This window comes from uncultured Tateyamaria sp. (assembly GCF_947504105.1).
Taxonomy (GTDB): domain Bacteria; phylum Pseudomonadota; class Alphaproteobacteria; order Rhodobacterales; family Rhodobacteraceae; genus Tateyamaria.
Genome location: NZ_CANNGP010000003.1, coordinates 45,764 through 69,755, shown reverse-complemented (window position 1 = coordinate 69,755; position 23,992 = coordinate 45,764). Strand labels below are relative to the sequence as shown.

Here is a 23,992-nt window from a genome sequence, read left to right as displayed (position 1 = left end):
CCTGCAAATGCAGGACAGGCATGGCTTGGCAAAATCGCGGGCATTTGATAGCTCTCACCCACGGTCGGCAGACACCGAGGCGTCGCTGCTCTTACCTGAGTGCTAAACCTGCCAATAAACCAAACGAAATCGCATGAAGTAGGGCGTGTTTCGTTAAGCCAGCGACCGACGAGTGAGCAAACGCCCGACTTGGATGCATGATGACCAAAACACCTGTCCCATTGCGTGTGGACGATGTGACCACATTCACACGCGCGCTATCCCGACAACTGGGGGACAAAAGTCCCAAACATCTGACATTGATGAACATGGTCGCCCGGTCTGCCGGCTTTCAGAACGTTCAGCATTTGCGTGCGGTGTCCGCGGCGGCAAAGCGGCTGGACAATCAATCCGAAAATACGCCTATCGATGCCCGCGCGATCAAACGCGCATTGCATCAATTCGATGATATGGGGCGGCTCCTTCGTTGGCCGTCCAAACGTGCCACGCAGACCCTGGCGCTTTGGGGGTTGTGGGTCACGTTGCCTGCCAATCAGACATGGGACGAGCGCGCGGTGAATGCGCATCTGAAAGAGGAACACCTGTTTGAAGACCCCGCGACACTGCGACGAACCATGGTTTCATGTGGCTTGCTGAGCCGAGAACCGGATGGAACGAACTACCGCAGGATTGAGCAGGAACCGCCCGCCGAAGCCAAGGCACTTGTCCGCGCCCTGAGTTCCCGCCGCAGGGCGCGCGTTGGCGCCGGAAAGCAGCGTGCATAGGTAAGATCTGCCATTGGTCCTGTGACTGGAAGTTCTTGCGTCCATGGCGATCTGAAGCAGCGTCACACGGCCACAAGTCTGGGGGCGGGGATCCGGAGTTCCCTTTCGACGGCGTCGGGACGTGACAGAAACAATATGGCCGGGCTTTCGATGCCTGCCCGTGTCAGTTCAGACACCATATCCCGACCGCCACAGTGCAAGACTTTTTGCTCCGCGCGCTGGGCGTTGCTCACGGCCGTCACTTGCACCTGATCCAGCAGGTTTGCGCGCCGAAGGCATTCGGCGATCTTGGGGGCTGCTGCAACGCCCATATAGACGGCGACATTGCTGCGCTGGGTCAGATGCGTGACCCAATCCGGCGTGCCATTGCCATCGGCACAGCGGCCCGTGGTCAGAACCAGCGTGTCGCTCTTGCCCCGCTCTGTCAGGAACCCACCGACGGCTGCGGCGGCTCCGCTGGCTGCAGTCACGCCCGGTACAACCTCGCATTCAAGCTCTGCGGCACGCAAGGCGTCCGCCTCTTCCGCGCCGCGGGCAAACACACCCGGATCACCGCATTTCAGACGCACAACGCGCTGACCGCGCTTGGCGGCGGCGACGATGACCGCGTTGATCTTGTCCTGTGGCCAGGCGTGGCAACCGGGTTCCTTGCCCACGAACACACGTTCGGCATCGCGGCGGGCCAATTCCAGCACACCCGGATCGACCAGCCGGTCGTAAAAGATGATGTCCGCCTCTTGCAACCGCTGCACACCGCGCATCGTGATCAGGTCAGTGGCACCCGGTCCTGCGCCAACCAGCGCGACCGGAGAAGGGGCGGCGGCGGGCACTGTGCCGGTGCGAATGACGTCCTTGATTGCGCGGGCAACAGGCGCATCCCCCTCACGCGCATGCCGGGCCCGCAATGGGCCGTTGAAAACCCAGCGCCACAGATCGCGCCGTTGCCGGGGTGCAAGACGCTGGGCCGCAAAGTCTCGCAAACGTCCGGCCAATGCAGCCATATCGCCCAAACGCGGATCCAGCATGCGTTCAAGCGCAGTCTTGATCTGTCGCGCCAGCACCGGTGCCGTGCCTTCGGTGCCTATGGCCACCACAACCGGATCCCGATCCACGATGGCGGGTGTGATCGCGTCACACAGATCGGGTTGGTCCACCACGTTCACCAGCCCGCCTGCGTCCGTGGCGACGGCGTGCAGTGCCGCGTCGATGCCCGGGCAGCCTGTGCCGACAAATACAAGTGGTGCACCGCGCAGCGCATCCGCAGTGATCCGGTCCATCCGATGGGTGATCCGGCCAGTATCGACCAGCGATTGCAGCTCGACGTCCAAAGCAGGGGCGAAGACTTCAATCGCGGCTTCGGTCTTGAGCATCAGGCGGCATTTCTGGGTGGCCTGCTCGCCGCCACCAAGGATGACCACCCGTCGGCCTGTCATGGTCAGGAACATGGGAAAGGTTTTCATCGCAATCCTCCTATTCCGCTGCAACGGCGGTGGGATGGGCTGGCAGCAAGGCAGCAAGCTCGGGCTTGCAAGCGCCGCAGTTCGTACCTGCGCCGGTGCATTGCCCCAGCGCGTCGACACTTGTCGCACCATCGGCGATGGCGCGTTTCAGATCATTCAAACCGACGCTCATGCAGGCGCAGACCGTGGGGCCGGGATCCACTTGGGAACCCGCTGCACGCCCGGCTAAGGCAGCCCCGGCGGGGCTTGCTTGCCCGATGGCTGCGACAGCGTGGGGGCGCGAGAGTTGTACAGGTTCAGGCGCAAGGAACAGCAGGGCAGTCAGGCGCCCATCCTTGTGATGGGCCACGCGCTGCATCCCGGTCGCGCCGTCACTCACCACACTGATGGACCCGGCAAGTGGTCCGACAAGCTGCGACAGCATGGTTTGCGGGTCTTCGAGATCTGTCAGGCCTGCTAGCTCGGCCTGCCATCCCGTCTCGGTCCGGGCGATTGCGCAATAGTCGCCGTGCAGATGCATCTCTGTCGCAGAAGTTGCAAACCCGTACCAGCGGGCGGCAAAGCGCTGTGCGCTCACGCGGCCGAACTTCAGGGCGGGTTGGCCGGATACCGGATCGGTGCCGGCCTGAACAACGGCGTTTACCGGCCCGCTGGCTGACATTTGCCGTGTCCAGTGCATCGGGGCAAAGAGAGTGCCGCGCGCAACGCGATCCGTGGGCAGAGTACGCAGGATGGTCGTGTTGTGCCCATCGCTCAGAACGCACAGCTCCGCAGTACCCAGCCCCACCTTTTGGGCATCATCAGGGTGAATTTCGACATAGGGTTCCGCCAGATGTGCACCCAGCCGGGGCGACTTGCCCGTGCGTGTCATCGTGTGCCACTGATCGCGATTGCGGCCCGTGTTCAGGTGGAACCTACCGTCTTGATGAGGGGCCGGAGCGGTCAAGGGCAACATGCGTGCCTTGCCGTCCGGGTGAAAGAACCCCCCATCGGCAAAGAAGCGACGCGGGCCCTTGCCCGTTGCGGGCACAGGCCATTGAACGGGTGCGAACGCGTCGTATTCGGCATCCGTCAGGTTGGCGAGGCCACTGATATCAAAGTCCCGCCCGAACTGGCGCGTCGCGACAGACAGCAGAGCATATTCCCTGAAAATTGAAGCCGCCGAGTCATGATCAAAAGCCGCCCCCCAGCCCATCGCCCGCGCCACATCGCAGATGATTTGCCAATCAGGCCGCGCCTGTCCCGGCACGGGCAGGAATGGTCGCTGACGCGAAATGCGGCGTTCCGAGTTGGTGACGGTTCCGCTTTTTTCACCCCATGCGGCGGCGGGCAGCAATACGTCGGCCAGATCGCCCGTATCTGTGCGGGCCATGATGTCAGACACAACAGTGAAGGGGACGTTGGCAATGGCGTCGGCTATGCCTTGGGCATCGGGCAGGCTGACGGCGGGGTTGGTCGACATCACCCACAGGGCCTTGATGCGCCCATCGGCGCAGGCCTGAAACAGATCAACGGCTTTCAGCCCGGGCCCTGTGCACATTGTGGGGCTAGACCAGAACTCCTGTACGGCGTTGCGGTGATCGGGATTTTCGATATCCAGATGGTTGGCCAGCATGTTGGCAAGCCCGCCCACCTCGCGCCCTCCCATGGCGTTGGGCTGGCCGGTGACCGAAAACGGTCCCATGCCCGGACGGCCAATGCGGCCCGTGGCAAGGTAGCAGTTCAGGATGGCATTGACCTTGTCCGTCCCGCAGGCTGATTGGTTCACCCCTTGGGAATAGACAGTCACGACCTTCTCGGTCCCCGCCCACATCGAATAGAACACAGCCAGATCATCAGGCGAAAGTCCGCTGGCAGCATGGTCCGTGCACTCTGCCGCTGCCACTGCAGCGCCGAAACCAGATACATGCGCGTCGACATAATCGTGGTTCACACGACTGGAGGCACTCAAATGCGCCAAGAGCCCATTGAACAGGGCCACATCGCCATCAGGCGCAATGCTCAGATGCAGATCAGCCAACTGAGAGGTCGCGGTGCGGCGCGGATCAATATTGACGATCCGCATTTCGGGCCGCGCTTCTTTCGTGGCGGCAATGCGCTGATGCAGGACCGGATGACACCACGCTAGGTTCGAGCCCACCAGCACGATCAGGTCGGCCTCTTCCAGATCTTCATAGGTCCCCGGAACCGTATCCGCACCAAAGGCACGTTTGTGGCCCGCCACCGATGACGCCATGCACAGCCGTGAATTCGTATCGATATTCCCGGACCCGATGAACCCTTTCATCAGCTTGTTAGCGACGTAGTAGTCCTCGGTCAGCAATTGACCCGACACATAAAACGCGACCGAGTCCGGCCCATGATCCCGAACGGCCTCAGAGAACTTGTGTGCAACCAGGGCGGTCGCCTCGTCCCAATCCGTCTCGACCCCATCGACCATGGGCGTCAGCAAACGTCCCTCAAGATCAATGGTCTCTCCCAGGGCCGAGCCCTTGGAACACAGCTGCCCGAGGTTTGCGGGATGCGTCGGATCACCCTTGATGCTGCCATCTGGCGATGCAATGATCCCGCACCCTACGCCACAATATGGGCAGGTGGTGCAGGTGCTCATGCCGCTGACCGGGCTTGCAGGAACGTTGTGTCCAACAGGACGCGCCCACCCTCGACCCGTGCTGGATAGGTCGCAACCTGACCTTCATCATTGCCCTGCACCAACCCGGTCTCAAGCGAGATCACCCAGTTGTGCAGCGGGCAGGTCACGGCGCTGCCATGCACGATCCCCTCGACCAGCGGCCCCTGCTTGTGTGGGCACGCGTTGTCGAGAGCAAAGACCTCGTCCGCTGCCGTCCGAAACACAGCCACACAGCCTGCCCGCGTCTTGACCACGCGGGCACCACGCTGCGGAATGTCATCGATAGATGCAATGTCAATCCAGTCGGTCATTCCGCTGCCTCCAGGCTCAGGTTTGCAACAGGCCGATAAATCGCTGCCTTTTTCTGTGCATGCTCGGCCCAGGGGTCTTTCTGGTACACAGTCTGGGACAGATCGAAGCGCGTGGCCAAAGTGGCGCGCTCTGCTGGGTCTGCAATACGCTCGCGTATCCACTCCAGCCCCACCTTGTTCATCCATTTGTAGATGCGGTCGAGGTACTTGGCGTTTTCACGATACAGCTGCGTCATCGCCTTGATTGCGATGATGGTTTCCTCTTCGGTCTCGACATCGATCAGCCGCTCGACCTCGCGCACATCCATGCCTGCTGCCCCGCCGATGCCGATCTGAAAGCCGCTGTCGACACAGACAATCCCGATGTCCTTGCAGGTCGCTTCCGCACAGTTGCGCGGGCAGCCCGACACACCCAGCTTCAGCTTGTGCGGGGTCCAGGACCCCCACAGCGCCTTCTCCAGTTTGATGCCAAGGCCCGTCGAATCCTGCGTCCCGAAGCGGCAGTGATCGGTGCCCACGCACGTTTTGACCGTGCGCAGCCCTTTGGAATAGGCATGTCCCGACACCATCCCGGCGTCATTCAGATCGGCCCAGATGCTCGGCAGGTCCTCACCTTTCACGCCCAACAGGTCGATGCGCTGCCCGCCCGTTACTTTCACGGTCGGCACGTCGTATTTGTCGGCGGCATCGGCAATCGCGCGCAGCTCATCCGGCGTGGTGATCCCACCCCACATGCGCGGCACCACTGAAAATGTTCCATCCTTCTGGATGTTCGCGTGCTTGCGTTCGTTGATGAAACGACTTTGCGGGTCGTCCAGATATTCCAGCGGCCAATCGGCAATCAGGTAGTAGTTCAGGGCGGGGCGGCACACATGGCATCCGTCCACCGTCTTCCACGCGCATTCCTGCCAGACGGCGGCCATGGACTTGAGTTCCTGAGACTTGATCATGCGCCGCACGTCTTCGTGCGTCATGTCGGTGCAACCACAAATCGGCTGTGCACCGGGCAGAACGAAATCGTCGCCCAGCGTCACAGCCAGAACCTGTTCCACCAACCCGGTGCAGGTCCCGCAGGACCCGGACGCCTTCGTGACAGCGCGCACGGCGGTCAGGTCGGTTGCCCCACCCTCAATCGCGTCCACAATGGTGCCTTTGCAAATGCCGTTGCAGCCACAGATTTCCGCATCACGCGGTAAGGCTGCAACGGCTGCTAAAGGGTCCACGGGGGCACCCCCCTGATAGGCAGGGCCGAATATGACCGTATCGCGCATGTCGGCGATGTCGGTCTTGTCGCGGATCAGGCCAAAGAACCAATTGCTGTCGGCGGTGTCGCCATACATGACGGTGCCGACAACCACATTGTCCTCGATCACAAGCCTTCGATAGACGCCGCGCCCTGGGTCTCGGAACACAATGTCCTCGCGTCCCTCGCCATCTGCAAAGTCCCCGGCAGAGAACAGATCACACCCGGTGACCTTCAGCTTCGTGCTCAGCTCCTTTTGAACAAATGCTGCTTCGTCCCCAAGGATCGTCTGTGCCGCCACCTTCGCCTGATCGTAAAGTGGGGCAACAAGACCAAAGATCGCGCCGTTGTGTTCGACACATTCGCCAACGGCGAGGATGTCTTTATCAGACGTCACCATCTGGTCGTCCACATGAATGCCCTTGCCGACGGCCAATCCAGCGTCCTGCGCCAGAGCCACGTTGGGCCGGATACCCACCGCCATGACCAGCAGGTCACAGGGCAACTCTGTCCCATCGTCCAAGAGCAGCGCGCATACCTTGCCGTCTTGGCCAAGGATCTCTTTGGAGTTCGCCTGACACAGCACCGTGATGCCCTTGTCCACCAACGCTTTGCGCAGCAGATACCCTGCCGTCTCGTCCAGTTGACGCTCCATCAGGTGGCCCATAATGTGCACCACCGTCACCTCCACACCGCGTGCGGCCATGCCCGCTGCGGCTTCAAGCCCCAACAGACCGCCGCCAATGACAACCACCTTGTTCTGCGGCCCCATCGACATCATCAACTCGGTGTCTTCCAGATCGCGATACGCAATCACACCGTCCAGATCATGGCCGGGCAGGGGGATCATGAAGGGGTTCGAGCCGGTACCGAATATCAGCTTGTCATAGGGCAGCACGTCGCCGTTCTCGGCCGTGACAGTCTTGGCCGCACGGTCCACCGACGCCACCCGTTCGCCAAAGCGGCAGGTCACCCCGTTGGCCTCGTACCAATCGGCATCGTGCGTCACGATCTCCTCGTACGTCTTGTCGCCCGCTAGAACAGGCGACAGCATGATACGGTTGTAGTTCCCGCGCGGCTCGGCGTTGAACAGGGTGACATTCACGTCCGCGCCCGCGTCAAACAGGTGCTCCAACGTACGGCCCGAGGCCATGCCAGCACCTATGACGATGATTTCTTGGGTCATCTCTTTCACTCCGCCGCGATGGCTTTTGGCTTCGGTTTCGGTTTGGCGCCGTGTTCGTATTCCTCAAGGAAATCGAGCACGTCCTGCCGGTAATTGTAGTAATCGGGGTGTTCGAGCAGCGCCTTGCGGGTGCGCGGGCGGGGCAGGTCCACATCCACGATCCTCCCAATCGTCGCCTGCGGCCCGTTGGTCATCATCACCACGCGATCCGCCAGCAAAATCGCCTCGTCCACATCGTGGGTCACGCAGATGGCGGTCACCTTGGTCCGCGACCACACCTCCATCAGCACTTCCTGCAACTCCCACCGTGTCAGGCTGTCCAGCATCCCGAACGGTTCATCCAGCAGCAGCAGCTTCGGAGACAATGCGAAGGCCCGCGCGATCCCCACCCGTTGTTTCATCCCGTTCGACAAGGACGCCGCTTGCTTGTCCATCGCATCGGCCAGACCCACACGCTCCAGGTAGTACTCGATGACATCCTGCCGTTCCTCGCGCGAGGCGCGCGGGTAGACCTTGTCCACCCCGATCGCCACGTTTTCCTTGGCGCTCAGCCACGGGAACAGGTTGGGCGACTGGAACACCACGGCGCGTTCAGGGTCCGCGCCCTCCACATGCCGACCATCCAGCTTGATCGCGCCCTTGGAGATCTCGTTTAGACCCGCGGCCATAGTCAACACGGTGGATTTGCCACAGCCTGAATGCCCGATCAGCGAAATGAACTCGCCCTTGTTGATCTTCAGGTCGAAATCCTCAACCACCGTGAGCGGCCCCTTGGGCGTCGGATACACCTTGTGCAACTGGCTGAAGTCGAGGAACCGGTTCTCGATCATCCCCTTCTGCGCGTCGGCGACAGCAGATGGCACACCATGGATAGGTGTGACATCCGGCAAGGACTTGGTGCCCTCGACCTTCGCTTCGATCCCTACATCCATCAGGTACTTGGTCACATCCGCACGCAACCGCTTGAACTGCTCGTTATGGTTCATCTCCATCCGGTCGCGCGGACGCGGAATGGACACCTTGAACTCATCGCCCAATGTGCCATCGGGGTTCAGCGCAATGATGCGGTCGGCCAGAATAATGGCCTCATCCACGTCATTGGTGATCAGCACACAGGTCTTCTTGTCGGCCTCCCAGATGTGCTCGATCTCGTCAGCCAGATTGGCACGGGTCAGCGCATCCAAGGCGCTCAACGGCTCATCCAGCAACAACACCTCCGGGTTCATGGCCAAGGCACGGGCCACATTCACCCGCTGACGCATGCCACCTGACAACTCGGCAGGCCGCCGCCCGGTCGCGTGACCCAGACCAACCATCTTCACATAATGATCCACCTTCGCCGCCCGCTCCGCGCGCGACATACCGGGAAAGATCGTATCCACAGCCAACCCGACATTCCCGTGCACCGTCAGCCACGGCATCAGTGAATAGTTCTGAAAGATCACGCCACGCTCCGGCGCCGGCCCGGTAATCGGCGCGCCCTTGAACGTCACCTCACCGGAGGACGGCATATCCAAACCAGCCATCAAGTTGATCAGGGTCGTCTTGCCGGTGCCGGAAAAGCCCAGCAGAACCAGAAACTCGCCCTCTTCCACGGACAGAGAGACATCTTTCAAAACCTCCGTCCGTTCGTTGCCTGCCTCAAAATGCCTCGATACGTTCTTGAACTCGATCATGCTCATGGCGCTCACCGGTTGTTCGTGAAGGTGAACATGGACTGGATCGCATACATCAACCGATCCAGCAGGAAGCCGATGATGCCGATGGTGAAAACAGCCACCATGATCTTGGCGAGAGACTGCGAGGACCCATTCTGGAACTCATCCCAAACGAATTTGCCCAAACCGGGGTTCTGCGCCAGCATCTCGGCCGCAATCAGCACCATCCAACCCACACCGAGCGACAAACGCAGACCCGTAAAGATCAGCGGCAGGGCCGAGGGCAGGACCAGCTTGGTGATCTTGGTCCAGGTGTTCATTTTCAGAACCTTGGACACACTCACCAGATCCTTGTCTATGCTCGCCACGCCAAGGGCGGTGTTGATCAGAGTCGGCCACAGCGAACAGAGGGTCACGGTGATGGCCGAGGTGAGGAAGGATTTGGCGAACCAGCCGTCCGAGGCATAGGTGGCCGACACGATCATGGTCACAATGGGCAGCCACGCCAGCGGCGACACAGGCTTGAAAATCTGGATCAGCGGGTTGATGGCCGAATTGACCATCGGGCTCAATCCAGCGGCAATGCCCAGCGGAATGGCAAAGACGGACGCGATCAGAAAACCAAAGAACACGGTCAGGATCGACGTCCAGATTTGGTCGTAATAGGTCGGCTTGCCGGTATAGACCCGCTCTTTCACGCGGTCGGCTTGTCCGTCTGCGATTAGCTTGGCGTTGCGCTCGTCCTGACGGACGTAAAAAGCGGCTTCCTTTTCCTTTTCGCGCTGTGCGTCTTGGTGCAGTTTGCCAACCTGCTCCCAGACCTGTGCCGGTCCGGGGATGGCGCCCAGCGATGTTTGCACTGTCGGTGCCAGCGACGCCCACGCGGCCAGAAACAGACCAATCGCCAATAGCGGCACACCCAGCAGACGCCAGATTTCGCGCCCCTGCGCTTTGGGGTTGTCACTCGCGGCGGCCTTCAGCACCGGAGTCAGCCAGGCCAGGCCCAGAACCTGAAACCATTTGTCGGCGGCATTGATGCGGGTAAAGTTCCGCTGTTTGCGCTCTTCGCGCGCTGTGGCGTCCAGATCGGATGGGTCGATGGCGGTCATGTCAGGGCCTCCTCGGCGGGATCGGGCGGGGCGGTCAAAACCCCATATCTTGTGTGTGGCGGGCTATGCTGCACTGCGGCGGTGCATAGGGGGTGTACGGGGGGTGCACGTGGGGTGACACCGGGGTGTTGGGGGCTCTTGCGGCACAGCAGCGTGCCTGAATTTTGAGCAGGCGCCCCGCCTTTGGGGCCAATTTGCTGCGGGGCAGCGTCGGGTGGGCAATGCTGCCCACCCCCTCATGGCTTTCAACCTTCGACCGCGTTGCCGACGACCTTCTGGTCACCCTTCAGACCGATAGGCAGGCTATCGATATAGGCGTTCGGTGCCTTCCCGTCATAGGCGATACTGTCGATGATATCGGTGGCTGGCGTCGGTGCCTTGAATCCGTCGCTGTCCCAGGGGAAGTCGGCCTCATCCGCCAGCCCTTCGTCCACCAGCAGACGGGCTGCTTCGAGGTAAATCTCGGGCTTATAGACCTTGGCGGCCATGTCGAAGTACCACTGGTCGGACTTCGCTTCGGAAATCTGACCCCAACGGCGCATCTGGGTCAGATACCAGATGGCGTCGGAATAGAACGGGTAGGTCGCGTTGTAGCGGAAGAACACGTTGAAGTCGGGGGCCGGGCGGCGGTCGCCCTTCTCGAATTCGAAGAAGCCGGTCATCGAATTGGCGATCACGTCGTAATCCGCGCCAACATATTCCGAGCGGCTCAGGATCTCGACCGCTTCCTCGCGGTTGGCGTTGTCGTTCTCGTCCAGCCAGATGGCCGCACGGATCAGCGCCTTGGTGATAGCCTTGGTGGTGTTTGGGTATTCTTCGGCAAATTCGTTGGTGATGCCAAAGACCTTCTCTGGGTTGTTCTTCCACATGTCATAGTCAGTGATGACCGGTACACCGATGCCTTTGAACACGGCCTGCTGGTTCCACGGCTCACCCACGGCGTAGCCATATATGGTGCCTGCTTCCATCGTTGCTGGCATCTGTGGGGGTGGGGTCACGCTCAACAAAACGTCCGCGCCGATCTGGCCGGTGATGTTGTCCGGGCTGTAATAGCCGGGCTCCAGACCACCGGCGGCCAGCCAGTAGCGGATTTCATAGTTGTGGGTCGAGACAGGGAACACCATGCCCATGTTGAAGGGCAGGCCTTGGTCTTTATAGTCCTCGACGACCGGCGCGAGCGCTTCGGCGCTGATGGGGTGCTGTGGGCGACCATCGTCCATCAGCGGCACGTGGGGCTTCATCTCTTCCCAGATTTCGTTGGACACTGTGATGCCGTTGCCATTCAGGTCCATGGAAAAGGGCGTGATGATATGCGCTTCGGTGCCGTAGCCGATGGTAGCGGCCAGCGGCTGGCCGGCCAGCATGTGTGCGCCGTCCAGTTGCCCGTCGATCACACCGTCCAGCAGCACTTTCCAGTTCGCTTGCGCTTCCAGTGTGACGAACAGGCCTTCGTCCTCGAAATAGCCATTCTCGTAGGCGATGGCGAGCGGTGCCATGTCGGTCAGCTTGATGAAGCCAAATTTCAGCTCATCCTTTTCCAGGTCGAGCAGCTCGGCGTGGGCCGCCGTGCCAAGCAGGGCAGCCATCGCACCTGCAAAAGTAAAGAGACGGGTCATCCTGTCGGTCCTTTTTTTATAAAAAAAAGCCGCCCGTTCCACAATGCGCACGGGAGGAGGTGTACGCAGGCAGAACGAGCGGCTTTGCTCTTCAGTGAGCCCCCATCGCTGGGAGCAGAGGGAAGCTTCTTTGCTTCGTTGGAATGAACTTAGCGGTCGCCATGTTCAGTATCCAACAAGAAACGCCGTTATTCTGATGAAATTCGCTGCAATGCAGCAACTGCTCAAAAATTGGTCACTCAGACAGGGTGAAATCAAAAGTTTCGCCATCAAAAAAAGCATCCGGCCCAAGAATCATCTCGCCCCGTGTCGAGGCGACGGCCATCGGGTAGGTCAGTGCACCTTCGATCTTGGCGGATGCGCCGGGCATATCGACACCAATTGGGCCAAGGTGCTGGCGATAGCAATCTGGCCGCATCGTGCGTTGTGCCGCTGCAATCGCGGTATCGCGGTCAATGCCGGCCAGTCGGGCGATCTCGGCCCCGATCCATGCGGCCTGACTGCGCCACGGGAAATTCGCTGCACGGTCATGGAAGCGCAGAAAGCCGGGGACATCTACGGGGGCTGCATCGAACTGCGTCGCGAAACGGCCCATCAAGGCATGATCCAAAGCTGCGTGTGGCAAATCCAGATGTGCGCTGCGCGCCAGAATCTCTATGGCCAGAGGGCGATTTTTCGGTGTGTCGAGCCAAGCGGCCGCCCTTGCCACCGCGCGCATCAGCGCTCCGACGGCCGCCGTATTCTCTTCGATCCAATCATGTCGCGCGGCCAGTACCTTTTCTGGTGCATGTGCCCATATGGCGGCACCCGGCATGACCAGTTCGCCAACATCGTCTGCCACTGCGACTGATCCCCAAGGTTCCCCTACGCAAAATACGTCGATCTCGCCCATCGCCACTGCATCGGCCATCAGAGGCGGTGGTGTCGTAATGATCCTGATATCGGCCGCCTGTGCCTGACCGGTATGGGCAATCCAGTATTCAAACAGCAGGCGGTGCATTGAATAGGGAAATGGGACGCCGACGCGGAGCGGGCCATCAAGCGCCTTCAGGAGCGGACCCACCGTATCATATGGCGTTCCAAAACCGCCGGGCCACCCATGGTTCCGCATGACCGCGGCCATGGCGTTCGACACGCCGATTACGGTGCCATTGACCGATAGCACCATCAGGGCATCGATCCGGGCAGCAGGGCCACTCAGCCCCAGCGACATGGCAGTTGGCATCGGGGCCAGCATATGTGCGGCATCAAGATGACCCAGCGCCAGCAAGTCACGCAACGCGGCCCATGATGGCTGCCGCAGCAGGTTGAGCGACAGACCCTCATCCGCGGCAAAATTAAGTTCTTGCGCCACGATCAGTGGCGCACTGTCGACCAGTGGCACGTACCCGAGATTGAGGCGTGCGACAGTCATGTCAGCAAATCCGATGCTGTCAGCAGGGCTTGGGCCACGTCGATCACCTTGCGGTTTTGCGACATGGCGGTCTTGCGCAACAAGGCATAGGCCTCTTCTTCGCTGACGCCGCGCGCGCGCATGATCATGCCCTTCGCGCGGTCAACGGTTTTGCGATCTGCCAAAGCCTGCTTGGCGGCTTCAAGCTCGTTTCGCATCTGGCTCATCATCTGGAAACGGGCGATGGCCGTTTGCAGGACAGGCTTGATGCGTTCGGGCTGCAACTCACCCACAACATAGGCCGAGAGGCCCGCGGTTACGGCGGCTTGGGTCATTTCATCATCCGAGCGGTCCACGAACATGGCAACCGGCCGGCTTTGTGCATCGGAGGCGACGCTGACCTGTTCCAGCGCATCCCGGCTGGGATTGGCCAGATCAATCAGAACAAGGTCCGGGTCGAGCGCGGCCAGCTTGCGCGCGAGCCCTGTTACATCACCCAGAACGACCACATCGGTCCAGCCGCCCTCCATCAGCGCGTCGATGATGTCGCGGGCGCGGTCCGGGTCAGGTTCAATGACTGCTATTTTCATGTTTTTGGTCACCGGACCGTGGTGGGTTAAGTTGCTCGACTGATCCATTCACAGCGATCTTGGGCGCAGCGGGATGTCGCAGTGTTCGGGGCTGTCATCCCAAGAGTTGGGCGATGCGACTAAAAAATATGCAACTGCGGAACAAAGGGCTGGTGCAGCATACAATTCCGCCGCACAGTCATCGGCGGCAAGATGAAAAGTCGAGAGAGGGCCACGTGGCAAACACACCTGAGCATGACACATACGACGTGGTGATCGTGGGAGGCGCCATCATGGGCGCGTCGACGGCCTGGTTTCTGACAGACAATCCGGATTTTGACGGCCGCGTTCTGGTGATTGAACGTGATCCCACCTATTCCGCATGTTCGACAGCGCATACCAACAGTTGCATGCGGCAGCAGTTCTCGACCGAATTGAATGTCCGTATCAGCCAGTTTGCTGCGGATTTTGTGAAGAACATCCGCCAGTACATGGGCGGCGATGAACGTGTGCCCGAATTGGGGATACGCAGTTTTGGCTATATGTATCTCGCCGATACCGAGGCCTTCGCGAGCACCTTGCGTGGAAACATTGAGGTGCAACACGCCGCCGGAGCCGCAACCCAACTCATGACGCCGGATCAGATCAAGGATGCCTATCCTTTCTACAATGTGGATGACATCGTGCTCGGGTCGATCAACACGGTGGATGAAGGGTATTGGGATGGCGCAGCGGTCTTTGACTGGTGGCGCAGGCAGAGCCGCGAACGCGGTGCCGAATACATTGAAAATGAAGTCATTGCGATGACGCGCAATGCGGCTGGCACACGTGTGAACAGCGTTACACTCGCGAGTGGTGAGGTTATTTCCTGCGGGCAGGTCGTTAATGCCTCGGGCCCCCGTGCTGCGCGCACGGCGCAAATGGCGGGAATTGATGTGCCGGTTGAGCCGCGCAAACGTTATTCGTGGATATTCAAGGCCGAACAGCCGCTGGATTGCGACTTGCCGCTGACAATCGATCCGTCCGGGGTTCACGTGCGTGAAAATGGGGGCGGCACCTATCAGGCGGGCGGGCATTCAGACATCGATCCTGCGGTCGATTATGATGACTTCGCCATGGACCATGGGATTTGGGAAAATCATGTCTGGCCAGTCCTGGCCACACGCATTCCGCAGTTCGAGGCGATCAAGGTGACCAGCGAATGGGCGGGTCACTATGCCATGAACACGTTCGACCATAACGCCATCATGGGACCGCACAACAAGGTCGAGAATTTCGTCTTTCTCAACGGATTCTCGGGCCACGGATTACAACAGTCTCCGGCAATGGGACGCGGTACGGCGGAGTGGCTGACCTATGGTGAATACCGTAGCCTTGATCTGTCTCTTTTTGGGTATGATCGCCTTGTCGCGGACCGTCCCATCATTGAAAAAGCAGTGATCTGAAGGACTAAACATGAAGAAACTTGTACTTACGGGCGCAGCCGGTCGTCTTGGCTCGTACCTGCGCGAGCCGCTGTCAGGCATGTGTGACGAACTGGTGTCTACCGATATCGCGGACAGCATTGACACCTTGTTGCCGAATGAAAGCTATGTCCAAGCCGATCTGGCCGATTTCGATGCAATGGAAGCGATTGTCAAAGGTGCCGATATGGTGGTCCATTTCGGCGCTTTCGTGGACGAAGGACCGTTCGAAACGCTTCTCGGCCCCAACTTCGTCGGGTCCTACAATATCTGGGAAGCCGCGCGGCGGCACGGGACGCGGCGGGTGGTCTATGCATCGTCCATCCATGCCGTGGGCATGCACCCCAAGACAGAGGCGATCGGCATAGATGCCGCCCATCGGCCCGACGGGTTCTATGGTCTTGCCAAATGTTTCACCGAAGATCTGGCCCGTATGTATTGGGACAAGGAAGGGATTGAGGCGGTTTGCCTGCGTATCCTGTCGTGCGCCAATGTGACCAACCCGCGCGCGGTCGGGTCGTGGCTGAGTTATGACGACATGATCCATCTGGTTGAACGGGCCATAGACACGCCCATCGCCGGGTTTTCCATCGTTTACGGCGTATCGGACAATGATCGTGCTCCGGTTGACAATTCAGGTGCGCGGCATCTGGGCTACCGGCCGAAAGACAACGCCGAGCAGTTCGCGAAAGAAATCTATGCAGAGGCAGGTGTGCTCGACCCCCAAGACCCGGCCAATGCTTACCATGGTGGACCCTTTGCCAGCACGCCAATGGGACGCGGTGCGATGATGGCGCTGAACCTTGATGAGGATGACAAAGGCAAGGACTGAACCATGCGCATCGACAATCTTCAGTACTGTAATTGGTCCGAAAAAGTCTTTCGCCAGATGCGCGAAGGGGGTGTCGATGCTGTCCACGTCACCATTTCCTACCACGAAAATTTCCGCGAAACGGTGCTGAACTTCGAAGCGTGGAACCGATGGTTCGAACACTATCCTGACCTGATCACCAAAGGGCTATGGGCGAGCGACATTGATCGCGCCAAGGCGGATGGAAAGATCGTAATTTTCTTTGGTTTTCAAAACCCTAGCCCGATCGAGGATGACATCGGGCTGGTTGAGATCGTGCACACGCTTGGGGCACGTTTCATGCAGTTGACCTACAACAATCAGTCTCTGCTCGCGACCGGTTGTTACGAGGATGACGATACCGGCATCACCCGTATGGGCAGGCAGGTTATTAAGGAAATGAACCGTGTGGGGCTGGTCGTGGACATGAGCCATTCGGCGGATCGTTCGACGATCGAGGCCGCAGACATCTCGGAACGGCCCATCGCCATCACCCATGCCAATCCCCATGATTGGCATCCGGCGTTGAGGAACAAGCGTGATGACGTGATCCGCGCAGTCACGTCAAATGGCGGAATGTTGGGTTTCTCGCTCTATCCCCACCATCTCAGGGGGGGCACGAATTGTACACTGCAATCCTTCTGCGAGGCGATCGCGCGGACGGCAGAACAGTACGGAACGGACAAGATCGGTATCGGCTCGGACCTGTGTCAGGACCAACCCGATAGCGTGGTCGAGTGGATGCGTGTGGGGCGCTGGTCGAAAGAGATCGATTATGGCGAGGGTTCCGCCGCCAATCCCGGCTTTCCGCCGCAACCCGGGTGGTTCCGCGACAACCGCGATTTTGGGAATATCGAAACCGGTTTGCGGGACACCGGCATGTCCGAGGACGAGGTTGCAGGCATCATGGGCCGCAACTGGTATCGGTTTTATGCCGAGAATTTTGGTCCGGCGTCGTAAACAAGACGGACAGTGTCGGCCTACCTCTGTCCCCATGGACCACAGGTGCAAGGGAGAGTGGCCATGAAAATCGGTTTTATCGGTCTGGGGAATGTGGGGAGCAAGTTGTCGGGCAGCCTGATCCGGAACGGACATGATGTTGCGGTACATGATCTGAACGCGGAACTCGTGGCTGGCAAAGTCGCCGATGGTGCACAAGACGGGGAAACCGCCGCAGCGATGATGCAAAGCTGTGACGTTGTCATCACATGTTTGCCAAGCCCCGCCGCCTCTGCCGCCGTGATGGAGGAGATGCTGCCGCATGTCGGTTCCGGCAAGATCTGGATGGAGATGTCGACGACCGACGAGGCCGAGGTCAAACGCATCGGCGCGCAGGTCATCGCGGCCGGTGGTGCGGCTGTCGACTGTCCTGTTTCAGGCGGGTGCCACCGGGCAGACACCGGCAATATCAGCATCTTCGCGGGCTGCGACCGCGCGACATTCGAGCGTATACTCCCGCTGCTTGCCACGATGGGTCGCCGGGTGTTGCACACGGGCGATCTGGGAAGCGCGTCGGTGCTCAAAGTGCTGACCAATTACCTGGCCACTGCCAACCTCGTCAGCTGCGCCGAGGCGCTGACGGTCGCGAAGGGGGCGGGCATGGACTTGGGCGTGGCGTACGAAGCCATGGCGATCAGTTCGGGCACGTCCTTTGTGCATGAAACGGAAAGCCAGGTGATCTTGAATGGCAGCCGCGATATTTCCTTCACTATGGACCTGGTGGCGAAGGATATTGGCCTGTTTCAAGACGTGGCCGACCGGGCAGGGGTTCCACTGGACCTGAACCCGTTGCTGATCCGGTTGTTCAATGACGCCATCGACCGATTTGGTCCGCGTGAGCTGTCGCCGAACATCATCAAGAGGTTGGAAGAGGCCACGGGGTTTGATGTGACCGCACCGGGATTCCCATCAGAAATGACCGATGATGAGCCTGAAGAGCGCGGAGCCGAGGTCATCGTGCGGCGCTGACCCCCTTGCCCGCCCGGGTCGCCCGAGCTAAGGGCGAGCCATGCAAGGTCTGGATTTCAAAGAAGGCGAAGTGATCGCCACGATCAACGCGTCGCCGGGGCGGCGCATCCTGGGCATCGGATCGCTTTGGATCCTGTCGCTGATGGTTATTTACGTCGCCATTGTACGCCCACCCGAGATTGGTTGGCAACTTTTCCTGTTTGCGTTGGGTGGTGGTTCCATCTGGATCGCGGAAAAGATGCGCCGGGCCACGGCCCTCACGCTGGAGCTGACGCCTGAGGAACTGCGTGACAGTTCCGGACAGGTTGTCGCACGCACCGATGACATCCAATCACTGGATCGCGGTATGTTTGCCTTCAAGCCGTCGAACGGTTTTTTGCTCAGGCTAAACGGGTCAGACGGACGTGCTTGGCGTCCGGGGCTCTGGTGGCGGCTTGGAAACCGCGTTGGTGTCGGTGGTATGACACCCGGTCACCAGGCAAAATTCATGGCCGAGATACTCTCGGCCATGATTGCGGAACGATCATCCGACTGATTATTCGTTCGACCACAGAACGCGAGGTGCGTAGCGGGGCCGCGTGAACACGAAGTTCTCGATCTCGCGGTCTTGCAAACCCGTTTCAAACGGTGGGTCGTACTTGACGAAGGTCTCTACCACCATCACCCGTTCGTTGTGGGGCATGACAGGCAGCAGGCTCTTCAGCTTGCCGACGTCGTTGTTGCTCAACGCTGGCTTCCAACCTTTGGCTTGGGACCAGTCGCGTTTGTAGACATCGTTCACGCCGTCATACTTCACGCTTGTGACGCGCACAGCGACATTTGTTTCGGCGTTGGCCGTCAGGTAGGCGAGAATCTCACGCGTGCCGTCCAGGTAGTCGCCGTCAAGCGGTGTCGTCTCGCGAGAGATAATGTCACCGATTGTGTACGCGGCCTTCTGGTTGATCGAGTGCTGGCGATACGCATCAAAGATAGCGAACATCGACAGGTAAGCCCAAAAGAGGACGGGAATGATCAGTACGGTTTCGACCGCAAGGCTGCCACGCTCGTCGTCGCGGAAGGATTGTAGTGTTGCGATAAAGCGTTTCATCAGCTTGGCTCCTGCACAAATCCGGACATCGAGACCATCTTGACCCGGCCGGCACCGTCCTTGGAGAACGAAGCGCCCAGCCCCGTCATCGGAAACACCGGATTGAAGGTGTAACATGCGCGCAGCATCATCAGCTGGTGCTCTGACCCATGTACGAATGTGGTAGACGGTGTAACGGCCAGGGAAACGTCCGCGCAGTCCGGTGAGTCCGGGAAGCCAGCGAAGTTACGTGCCGAAACAGGTTTCATCTCAAGCTTCAGAGCGGAGTCGCAGTCTTCCAGGAAGCCTGAGAATTCACACACCATCGTCTTGATATCGCCGTGTGAATAGTTGGCTCCGGTGTTCAAGCGGACGTTGCGGACCGCCATGTCCAGACCCCGATCCAGGAAACCCTGGCGTACAGAGTAGATTCCGAGTTCGACCGAGGTCATGAAGAGGGTGAACATAAGTGGCACTGCAAGGGCAAATTCCACCAACATTTGGCCATCCTCTTCACGCCGGAAGCGGCGCAGGAATGATTTGGGATTAAAGGTCATTGGGTCAGCCTCAGTTGGTTGATTTGCTTGGCAATTGCCTCGAAGGCTTCGGTAATTTCGACGCCTTCCACCCGGAAGAAGTGACTGGGCGAAGATGCGCAATCTTCCATGATCCCGGCCGAGAAGTCGGTAACTTCGAAGCCGACGGACCACACCACGATACCCTGGTCCTTGGCCGCGTCGCAGATGTTACCGAGCATCGAGTCGGCCTGGGTCGACGTGTACTTGGTGTAGCGCCAGTCGCTCCAGCTGCCCCGCACGTAGTTGTTCAGGTACCAGTGCAGCGGATAACGGCTCCAGTGCGCGTAGTGTGAAGAATTGGCGTAGTACCAAGGTTGGATACGAGTGGTGTCCACGTTCTGACCGTCAGTCATCAGCACGACAGTCTTCAGCGTTTCGGTATCCGTGTACGCGGCCGGACGATTTGCGAACGTGCTATCCACGACGTTCTCATCGGGCGCTGCCAAATCCTGAATAATCGGGCGGAACGACGGGTCAAGAAGCGCGACGCCCCACTTCATCCCAAGGTGGATCGACGTATTGGCGCGTGCGCGGTAGTCGTCGATCGTGTTCTTGAGTGTCGTCGCATTCTGGCTGAACGGTACGATTTCTTCGTAGCTGCGTTTGGGGCAGCCTGGGTTGCTGACAGGGTTGGAGTAGTTCCACCCTTCGTCAAAGTGCTGCATCTGTTGATAAGGTGAATCCAGATCCAGACCGGTTGACGAAAAGTCTTCAATGTCGAAGTCGACACAATATGAATAATTGTGCTTATGGTCGGTCTCCATCCGCGAGAATATATCGTAACCCGCATTCACCTGCGCGGTGTATGGGATCAACGAGATCGAGATCAGGTCTTCGTTTTCTTCGCGAATGACGGTGTCCACAAATGTTGTGGCCGCATTCTGAAGATTCTCCATCTTGTTGTCCCAGCCCATCGAGCCGGAGATATCGAGAACCATTGAAATCTCGACGTTCGAAACACGCTCTTCGGCCTGACCCAGTGCGGGCACAGGCAACGTTTCGACACCCATCAAATGCATGAATTGGGTGGTTGTCGACATATTGGCACTGGCTGTCACTGTCCGGTAATTCAGACCCTGATCAACCGTCACCGAAGAGAGATAGTCGCTCATCCCCGACTTGTTGAAGTAATCGCGCACGACTGCTTCGGGCTCCAACGGCTGATCCAGGTCGGCAGCCGCCAGGACCGCGCGGTCGACGGTCGCCTGCATCCGCGTGCGTTCCATCTCATTGCGCATAAGGTCGACGCCGATGCCGCCAACCAAAATCATCATCATAAACATCGCGACGGCGAAAATGGTCATGGACCCCGAGTCGTCGCGCGCAAATCCGGCAACGCTGCTTTTCAGCCCTGCCTTCGTCGTCAATTTCCGTGTCCACATCATTAACATAATGCACCTTATTGTTTTTGGTCATCACAGGCTTTGACAGCCTTTTGTCCAACGATGGGTGTGGTCTCTGAATGTGGCCGAAATCGGGCAAAAGGGGGAAACCACTAAGGAGATTTAGGTCCAATTGTCGTCAATCCGACCACGTATGGATTACTGTTTACGATTCATTAAGAAATGGTGTGGGAACGGCGGGTGTTTGTCGGTTCGCACAAAAAAGTCGCGCTGATTAACGGAACCGTCATAGGCTGCCTTCACAGACTCAGACGCAAGTGAGTCGACCCGGAAAAAGGAGAACCCGGATGAGCACCCCCAATGAGCCCAGTTTCCGTGAAAGTGTGGACATAATGTTCAATCGCGCCGTTGCGCTGATGGACCTGCCACCGGGCCTTGAAGAGAAAATCAGGGTGTGCAATGCGACATACACTGTACGGTTTGGTGTGCGACTGCGCGGTCAGATCCAGACATTTACGGGATACAGGTCCGTACATTCCGAGCATATGGAACCTGTAAAGGGTGGAATTCGGTTTGCGCTGGGTGTCAATCAGGATGAGGTCGAGGCGCTGGCTGCACTGATGACCTACAAGTGCGCGCTGGTCGAGGCTCCGTTCGGCGGGTCAAAGGGCGGGCTGCACGTTGATCCTCGCGAATATGATGAGCACGAGATGGAACTGATCACCCGTCGTTTTGCTTACGAGTTAATCAAGCGAGACATGATCAACCCGGCCCAGAACGTGCCCGCACCCGACATGGGCACGGGTGAGCGAGAGATGGCGTGGATCGCCGATCAGTACAAGCGCATGAACACGACCGACATCAACGGCGTGGCCTGCGTGACAGGCAAGCCGACCAACGCCGGCGGCATTCAGGGCCGTACGGAAGCGACCGGGCGTGGCGTGCAATACGCATTGCGAGAGTTCTTCCGCGACACCGAAGGTGTAGCCAAGGCGGGGATGTCCGGCACACTTGATGGCAAGCGCATTATTGTACAGGGCTTGGGCAATGTGGGGTATCACGCGGCACAGTTTCTGGCCGAAGAGGACGGCTGCAAAATTGTTGGCATCATAGAGCGCGACGGCGCGCTGGTGGATGACCGTGGTCTTGATGTGGATGCCGTCCGCAACTGGATCGGTGGGCATGGTGGCGTCTCTGGATATCCCGACGGAACCTATGTCGAAAACGGCGCCTCTGTGCTGGAGAAAGACTGTGATATCCTTGTACCCGCCGCACTGGAAGGCGTGATCAACCTTTCAAATGCGGAGCGTGTGATAGCGCCACTGATCATCGAGGCCGCGAACGGACCCGTCACCGCGGGTGCGGATTCCGTCTTGCGGGAAAAAGGCACAGTCATCATCCCGGACATGTACGCGAATGCGGGTGGTGTGACCGTGTCGTATTTCGAATGGGTCAAGAACCTCAGTCACATCCGGTTTGGCCGGATGCAGCGCCGTCAGGAAGAGGCGCGGCACCAGCTTGTCGTGGACGAGTTGGAACGGTTGAGCCGACATCTTGGAGATTCATGGTCCATGACGCCTGACTTCAAGGACAAGTATCTGCGCGGCGCGGATGAGTTGGAACTGGTCCGCTCCGGCCTCGACGACACGATGCGGGCGGCTTACCAATCCATGGCGTCCGTCTGGCACGACCGGGGGGATGTCGATGATCTGCGTACGGCGGCGTATCTGGTGTCAATTGGCAAAGTTGCCGACAGCTACCGGGCCAAAGGTCTGTAACGATCAATCCAGACACATCCCCTTGCAAAACCTCATCGCACCTGCCTTTCGGCGGGTGCGTTTTTTTAGCCCGTCACAGTTTTGGGACGCATAAAAAGGCAACCGATTTATCTAGCGGGCGGCGAGGTCTGGCATGGCCGCATCAATCTGATCGTAAACGGCGGTGCATATGTCCTGCATCGCAATCATGAAGAAGGTTTTGGCTGCCCTTTCATTTGGGTGGTAGGGGTCTTTGACCTTGCCCGACTTCGAAAGACGGAAATACTTCTTGTTGCCTTGATTTGCCGCGACCGTCTCGGGGGTTGCCACCTCGACAAAGCTGCATTGGCTCCCTGTTTCGACAAAAGCGCGTTTCACATTGGCTTGCGCTTTCAGGCGCAGGTCGGTGATCTTCTTGGAGTAACTCGGTGCTGTCGTCATAAAGATGCAAGGGACACCCGCGGGCAGTTGAGCATTCATCTTCTCAACGTCTTCCAGGGCTTGCTCATAGCTGCTTGCCCAGCGTTTCGCCGAGTTCCCCAGAAATGACAAAAGTATCAGCTTGGGTTCGTAGTAGCCCGGGCGAAACATGGTCTGAAAGGCAGACATGTCCATCTTACAGAACTGGTAAGCGTCTCCCTGTCCAATCTGTTTGTACTTGTTTCCAGTCGTGTTGATGAACCCGTAGGTGCCCGCGTTGACCTTCCACTTCGGATCAACATCACAGATTGCTCCCTTGGCTTTACCCATCTTGGCCGTCCAGGAATGCAGCGACGTCGAACGAACGCCGATGACCGCGACCTTCATGTCCGCCAGCACTTCAAGATTGGCGGCTTGCTTCGGGGTTGGTGGGCAATGGCTTTTGATGTTCTCAAAGAACTCCAGAAATACTGGACCTGAGCCAAACGGGATCTGACTGTCGCCAAGAACAACGATCGAAGGTGAAACGAAGTCAGAGGGTTGGGCAGCCATCTGAACGGGCAAAATTGTACCGAGCGCCAAGGCCAATGTGCGAAGTAGGTTCAT

At 59.0% G+C, this 23,992-nt stretch carries 20 protein-coding genes; 7 read left to right on the top strand and 13 right to left on the bottom strand.

Annotation, left to right across the window (positions count from 1 at the left end):
* The first annotated feature begins 200 nt into the window (after positions 1-200).
* Positions 201-764 (top strand): DUF2087 domain-containing protein, encoded by a 564-nt coding sequence (locus Q1A75_RS03010; RefSeq protein WP_299546820.1) that lies wholly within the window; start codon positions 201-203, stop codon positions 762-764.
* Between the two features lie 62 nt (positions 765-826).
* Here Q1A75_RS03010 and cysG read toward each other — a convergent pair whose 3' ends face one another.
* The 9 genes from cysG to Q1A75_RS02965 form a co-directional block, all read right to left on the bottom strand.
* Positions 827-2,224 (bottom strand): siroheme synthase CysG, encoded by a 1,398-nt coding sequence (cysG, locus tag Q1A75_RS03005; RefSeq protein ID WP_299546817.1) that lies wholly within the window; start codon positions 2,222-2,224, stop codon positions 827-829.
* Between the two features lie 10 nt (positions 2,225-2,234).
* A complete protein-coding gene (locus Q1A75_RS03000) occupies positions 2,235-4,835 on the bottom strand; it encodes a nitrate reductase (protein WP_299546814.1) in 2,601 nt (866 codons plus the stop codon).
* Positions 4,832-5,167 carry a nitrite reductase small subunit NirD gene (nirD, locus tag Q1A75_RS02995; protein ID WP_299546811.1) on the bottom strand — a complete coding sequence of 112 codons (336 nt, stop codon included), beginning with the start codon at positions 5,165-5,167 and terminating at the stop codon, positions 4,832-4,834. Before nirD ends, Q1A75_RS03000 begins: the two co-directional genes overlap by 4 nt.
* Positions 5,164-7,596: a nitrite reductase large subunit NirB gene (nirB, locus tag Q1A75_RS02990; RefSeq protein WP_299546809.1), complete on the bottom strand. Its 2,433-nt coding sequence runs from the start codon at positions 7,594-7,596 to the stop codon at positions 5,164-5,166. Before nirB ends, nirD begins: the two co-directional genes overlap by 4 nt.
* Before the next feature lie 5 nt (positions 7,597-7,601).
* Positions 7,602-9,278, bottom strand: coding sequence for a nitrate ABC transporter ATP-binding protein (locus Q1A75_RS02985; RefSeq protein ID WP_299546807.1), 1,677 nt, complete (start codon positions 9,276-9,278; stop codon positions 7,602-7,604).
* Between the two features lie 5 nt (positions 9,279-9,283).
* Positions 9,284-10,363 (bottom strand): ABC transporter permease, encoded by a 1,080-nt coding sequence (locus Q1A75_RS02980; protein WP_299546805.1) that lies wholly within the window; start codon positions 10,361-10,363, stop codon positions 9,284-9,286.
* Between the two features lie 245 nt (positions 10,364-10,608).
* Positions 10,609-11,949, bottom strand: coding sequence for a CmpA/NrtA family ABC transporter substrate-binding protein (locus Q1A75_RS02975; protein ID WP_299546949.1), 1,341 nt, complete (start codon positions 11,947-11,949; stop codon positions 10,609-10,611).
* 265 nt (positions 11,950-12,214) lie between these two features.
* Positions 12,215-13,393, bottom strand: coding sequence for a CmpA/NrtA family ABC transporter substrate-binding protein (locus Q1A75_RS02970; protein ID WP_299546803.1), 1,179 nt, complete (start codon positions 13,391-13,393; stop codon positions 12,215-12,217).
* Positions 13,390-13,974, bottom strand: coding sequence for an ANTAR domain-containing protein (locus Q1A75_RS02965; RefSeq protein WP_299546801.1), 585 nt, complete (start codon positions 13,972-13,974; stop codon positions 13,390-13,392). Before Q1A75_RS02965 ends, Q1A75_RS02970 begins: the two co-directional genes overlap by 4 nt.
* Positions 13,975-14,177: 203 nt before the next feature.
* On the opposite strand from Q1A75_RS02965, the gene Q1A75_RS02960 reads away from it, so the two are divergent.
* The 5 genes from Q1A75_RS02960 to Q1A75_RS02940 all read left to right on the top strand — a co-directional run bounded on the left by Q1A75_RS02960 (position 14,178) and on the right by Q1A75_RS02940 (position 18,757).
* Positions 14,178-15,386, top strand: coding sequence for an FAD-binding oxidoreductase (locus tag Q1A75_RS02960; RefSeq protein WP_299546799.1), 1,209 nt, complete (start codon positions 14,178-14,180; stop codon positions 15,384-15,386).
* Positions 15,387-15,396: 10 nt separating this feature from the next.
* On the top strand, positions 15,397-16,236 hold the full coding sequence (locus Q1A75_RS02955) for an NAD(P)-dependent oxidoreductase (RefSeq protein ID WP_299546797.1): 840 nt from the start codon (positions 15,397-15,399) through the stop codon (positions 16,234-16,236).
* A 3-nt stretch (positions 16,237-16,239) separates the two neighbouring features.
* Positions 16,240-17,214 (top strand): membrane dipeptidase, encoded by a 975-nt coding sequence (locus Q1A75_RS02950; protein ID WP_299546795.1) that lies wholly within the window; start codon positions 16,240-16,242, stop codon positions 17,212-17,214.
* A gap of 63 nt (positions 17,215-17,277) precedes the next feature.
* Positions 17,278-18,222 carry an NAD(P)-dependent oxidoreductase gene (locus Q1A75_RS02945; protein WP_299546793.1) on the top strand — a complete coding sequence of 315 codons (945 nt, stop codon included), beginning with the start codon at positions 17,278-17,280 and terminating at the stop codon, positions 18,220-18,222.
* A gap of 40 nt (positions 18,223-18,262) precedes the next feature.
* A complete protein-coding gene (locus Q1A75_RS02940) occupies positions 18,263-18,757 on the top strand; it encodes a hypothetical protein (RefSeq protein ID WP_299546791.1) in 495 nt (164 codons plus the stop codon).
* Here Q1A75_RS02940 and Q1A75_RS02935 read toward each other — a convergent pair whose 3' ends face one another.
* From Q1A75_RS02935 to Q1A75_RS02925, 3 genes are read right to left on the bottom strand one after another with little or no spacing between them, the layout of a single operon-like run.
* Entirely contained in the window at positions 18,758-19,309 is a 552-nt protein-coding gene (locus Q1A75_RS02935; protein WP_299546789.1) for a TadE/TadG family type IV pilus assembly protein, read from the bottom strand.
* Positions 19,309-19,845: a TadE/TadG family type IV pilus assembly protein gene (locus Q1A75_RS02930; protein ID WP_299546787.1), complete on the bottom strand. Its 537-nt coding sequence runs from the start codon at positions 19,843-19,845 to the stop codon at positions 19,309-19,311. The genes Q1A75_RS02935 and Q1A75_RS02930 overlap by 1 nt, the downstream gene beginning before the upstream one ends.
* On the bottom strand, positions 19,842-21,170 hold the full coding sequence (locus Q1A75_RS02925) for a pilus assembly protein TadG-related protein (RefSeq protein ID WP_299546785.1): 1,329 nt from the start codon (positions 21,168-21,170) through the stop codon (positions 19,842-19,844). Before Q1A75_RS02925 ends, Q1A75_RS02930 begins: the two co-directional genes overlap by 4 nt.
* 386 nt (positions 21,171-21,556) lie before the next feature.
* On the opposite strand from Q1A75_RS02925, the gene Q1A75_RS02920 reads away from it, so the two are divergent.
* Positions 21,557-22,987 (top strand): Glu/Leu/Phe/Val dehydrogenase, encoded by a 1,431-nt coding sequence (locus tag Q1A75_RS02920; protein ID WP_299546783.1) that lies wholly within the window; start codon positions 21,557-21,559, stop codon positions 22,985-22,987.
* A 111-nt stretch (positions 22,988-23,098) separates the two neighbouring features.
* Here Q1A75_RS02920 and Q1A75_RS02915 read toward each other — a convergent pair whose 3' ends face one another.
* Positions 23,099-23,992 carry an SGNH/GDSL hydrolase family protein gene (locus tag Q1A75_RS02915; RefSeq protein ID WP_299546781.1) on the bottom strand — a complete coding sequence of 298 codons (894 nt, stop codon included), beginning with the start codon at positions 23,990-23,992 and terminating at the stop codon, positions 23,099-23,101.

Bases quoted from the DNA above. Each gene is read 5' to 3' on its own strand.
- Q1A75_RS03010 (WP_299546820.1), top strand. From the start codon at position 201: ATGACCAAAACACCTGTCCCATTGCGTGTGGACGATGTGACCACATTC.
- cysG (WP_299546817.1), bottom strand. From the start codon at position 2,224: ATGAAAACCTTTCCCATGTTCCTGACCATGACAGGCCGACGGGTGGTC.
- Q1A75_RS03000 (WP_299546814.1), bottom strand. From the start codon at position 4,835: ATGAGCACCTGCACCACCTGCCCATATTGTGGCGTAGGGTGCGGGATC.
- nirD (WP_299546811.1), bottom strand. From the start codon at position 5,167: ATGACCGACTGGATTGACATTGCATCTATCGATGACATTCCGCAGCGT.
- nirB (WP_299546809.1), bottom strand. From the start codon at position 7,596: ATGACCCAAGAAATCATCGTCATAGGTGCTGGCATGGCCTCGGGCCGT.
- Q1A75_RS02985 (WP_299546807.1), bottom strand. From the start codon at position 9,278: ATGAGCATGATCGAGTTCAAGAACGTATCGAGGCATTTTGAGGCAGGC.
- Q1A75_RS02980 (WP_299546805.1), bottom strand. From the start codon at position 10,363: ATGACCGCCATCGACCCATCCGATCTGGACGCCACAGCGCGCGAAGAG.
- Q1A75_RS02975 (WP_299546949.1), bottom strand. From the start codon at position 11,949: ATGGCTGCCCTGCTTGGCACGGCGGCCCACGCCGAGCTGCTCGACCTG.
- Q1A75_RS02970 (WP_299546803.1), bottom strand. From the start codon at position 13,393: ATGACTGTCGCACGCCTCAATCTCGGGTACGTGCCACTGGTCGACAGT.
- Q1A75_RS02955 (WP_299546797.1), top strand. From the start codon at position 15,397: ATGAAGAAACTTGTACTTACGGGCGCAGCCGGTCGTCTTGGCTCGTAC.
- Q1A75_RS02950 (WP_299546795.1), top strand. From the start codon at position 16,240: ATGCGCATCGACAATCTTCAGTACTGTAATTGGTCCGAAAAAGTCTTT.
- Q1A75_RS02945 (WP_299546793.1), top strand. From the start codon at position 17,278: ATGAAAATCGGTTTTATCGGTCTGGGGAATGTGGGGAGCAAGTTGTCG.
- Q1A75_RS02940 (WP_299546791.1), top strand. From the start codon at position 18,263: ATGCAAGGTCTGGATTTCAAAGAAGGCGAAGTGATCGCCACGATCAAC.
- Q1A75_RS02935 (WP_299546789.1), bottom strand. From the start codon at position 19,309: ATGAAACGCTTTATCGCAACACTACAATCCTTCCGCGACGACGAGCGT.
- Q1A75_RS02930 (WP_299546787.1), bottom strand. From the start codon at position 19,845: ATGACCTTTAATCCCAAATCATTCCTGCGCCGCTTCCGGCGTGAAGAG.
- Q1A75_RS02925 (WP_299546785.1), bottom strand. From the start codon at position 21,170: ATGACCATTTTCGCCGTCGCGATGTTTATGATGATGATTTTGGTTGGC.
- Q1A75_RS02920 (WP_299546783.1), top strand. From the start codon at position 21,557: ATGAGCACCCCCAATGAGCCCAGTTTCCGTGAAAGTGTGGACATAATG.
- Q1A75_RS02915 (WP_299546781.1), bottom strand. From the start codon at position 23,992: ATGAACCTACTTCGCACATTGGCCTTGGCGCTCGGTACAATTTTGCCC.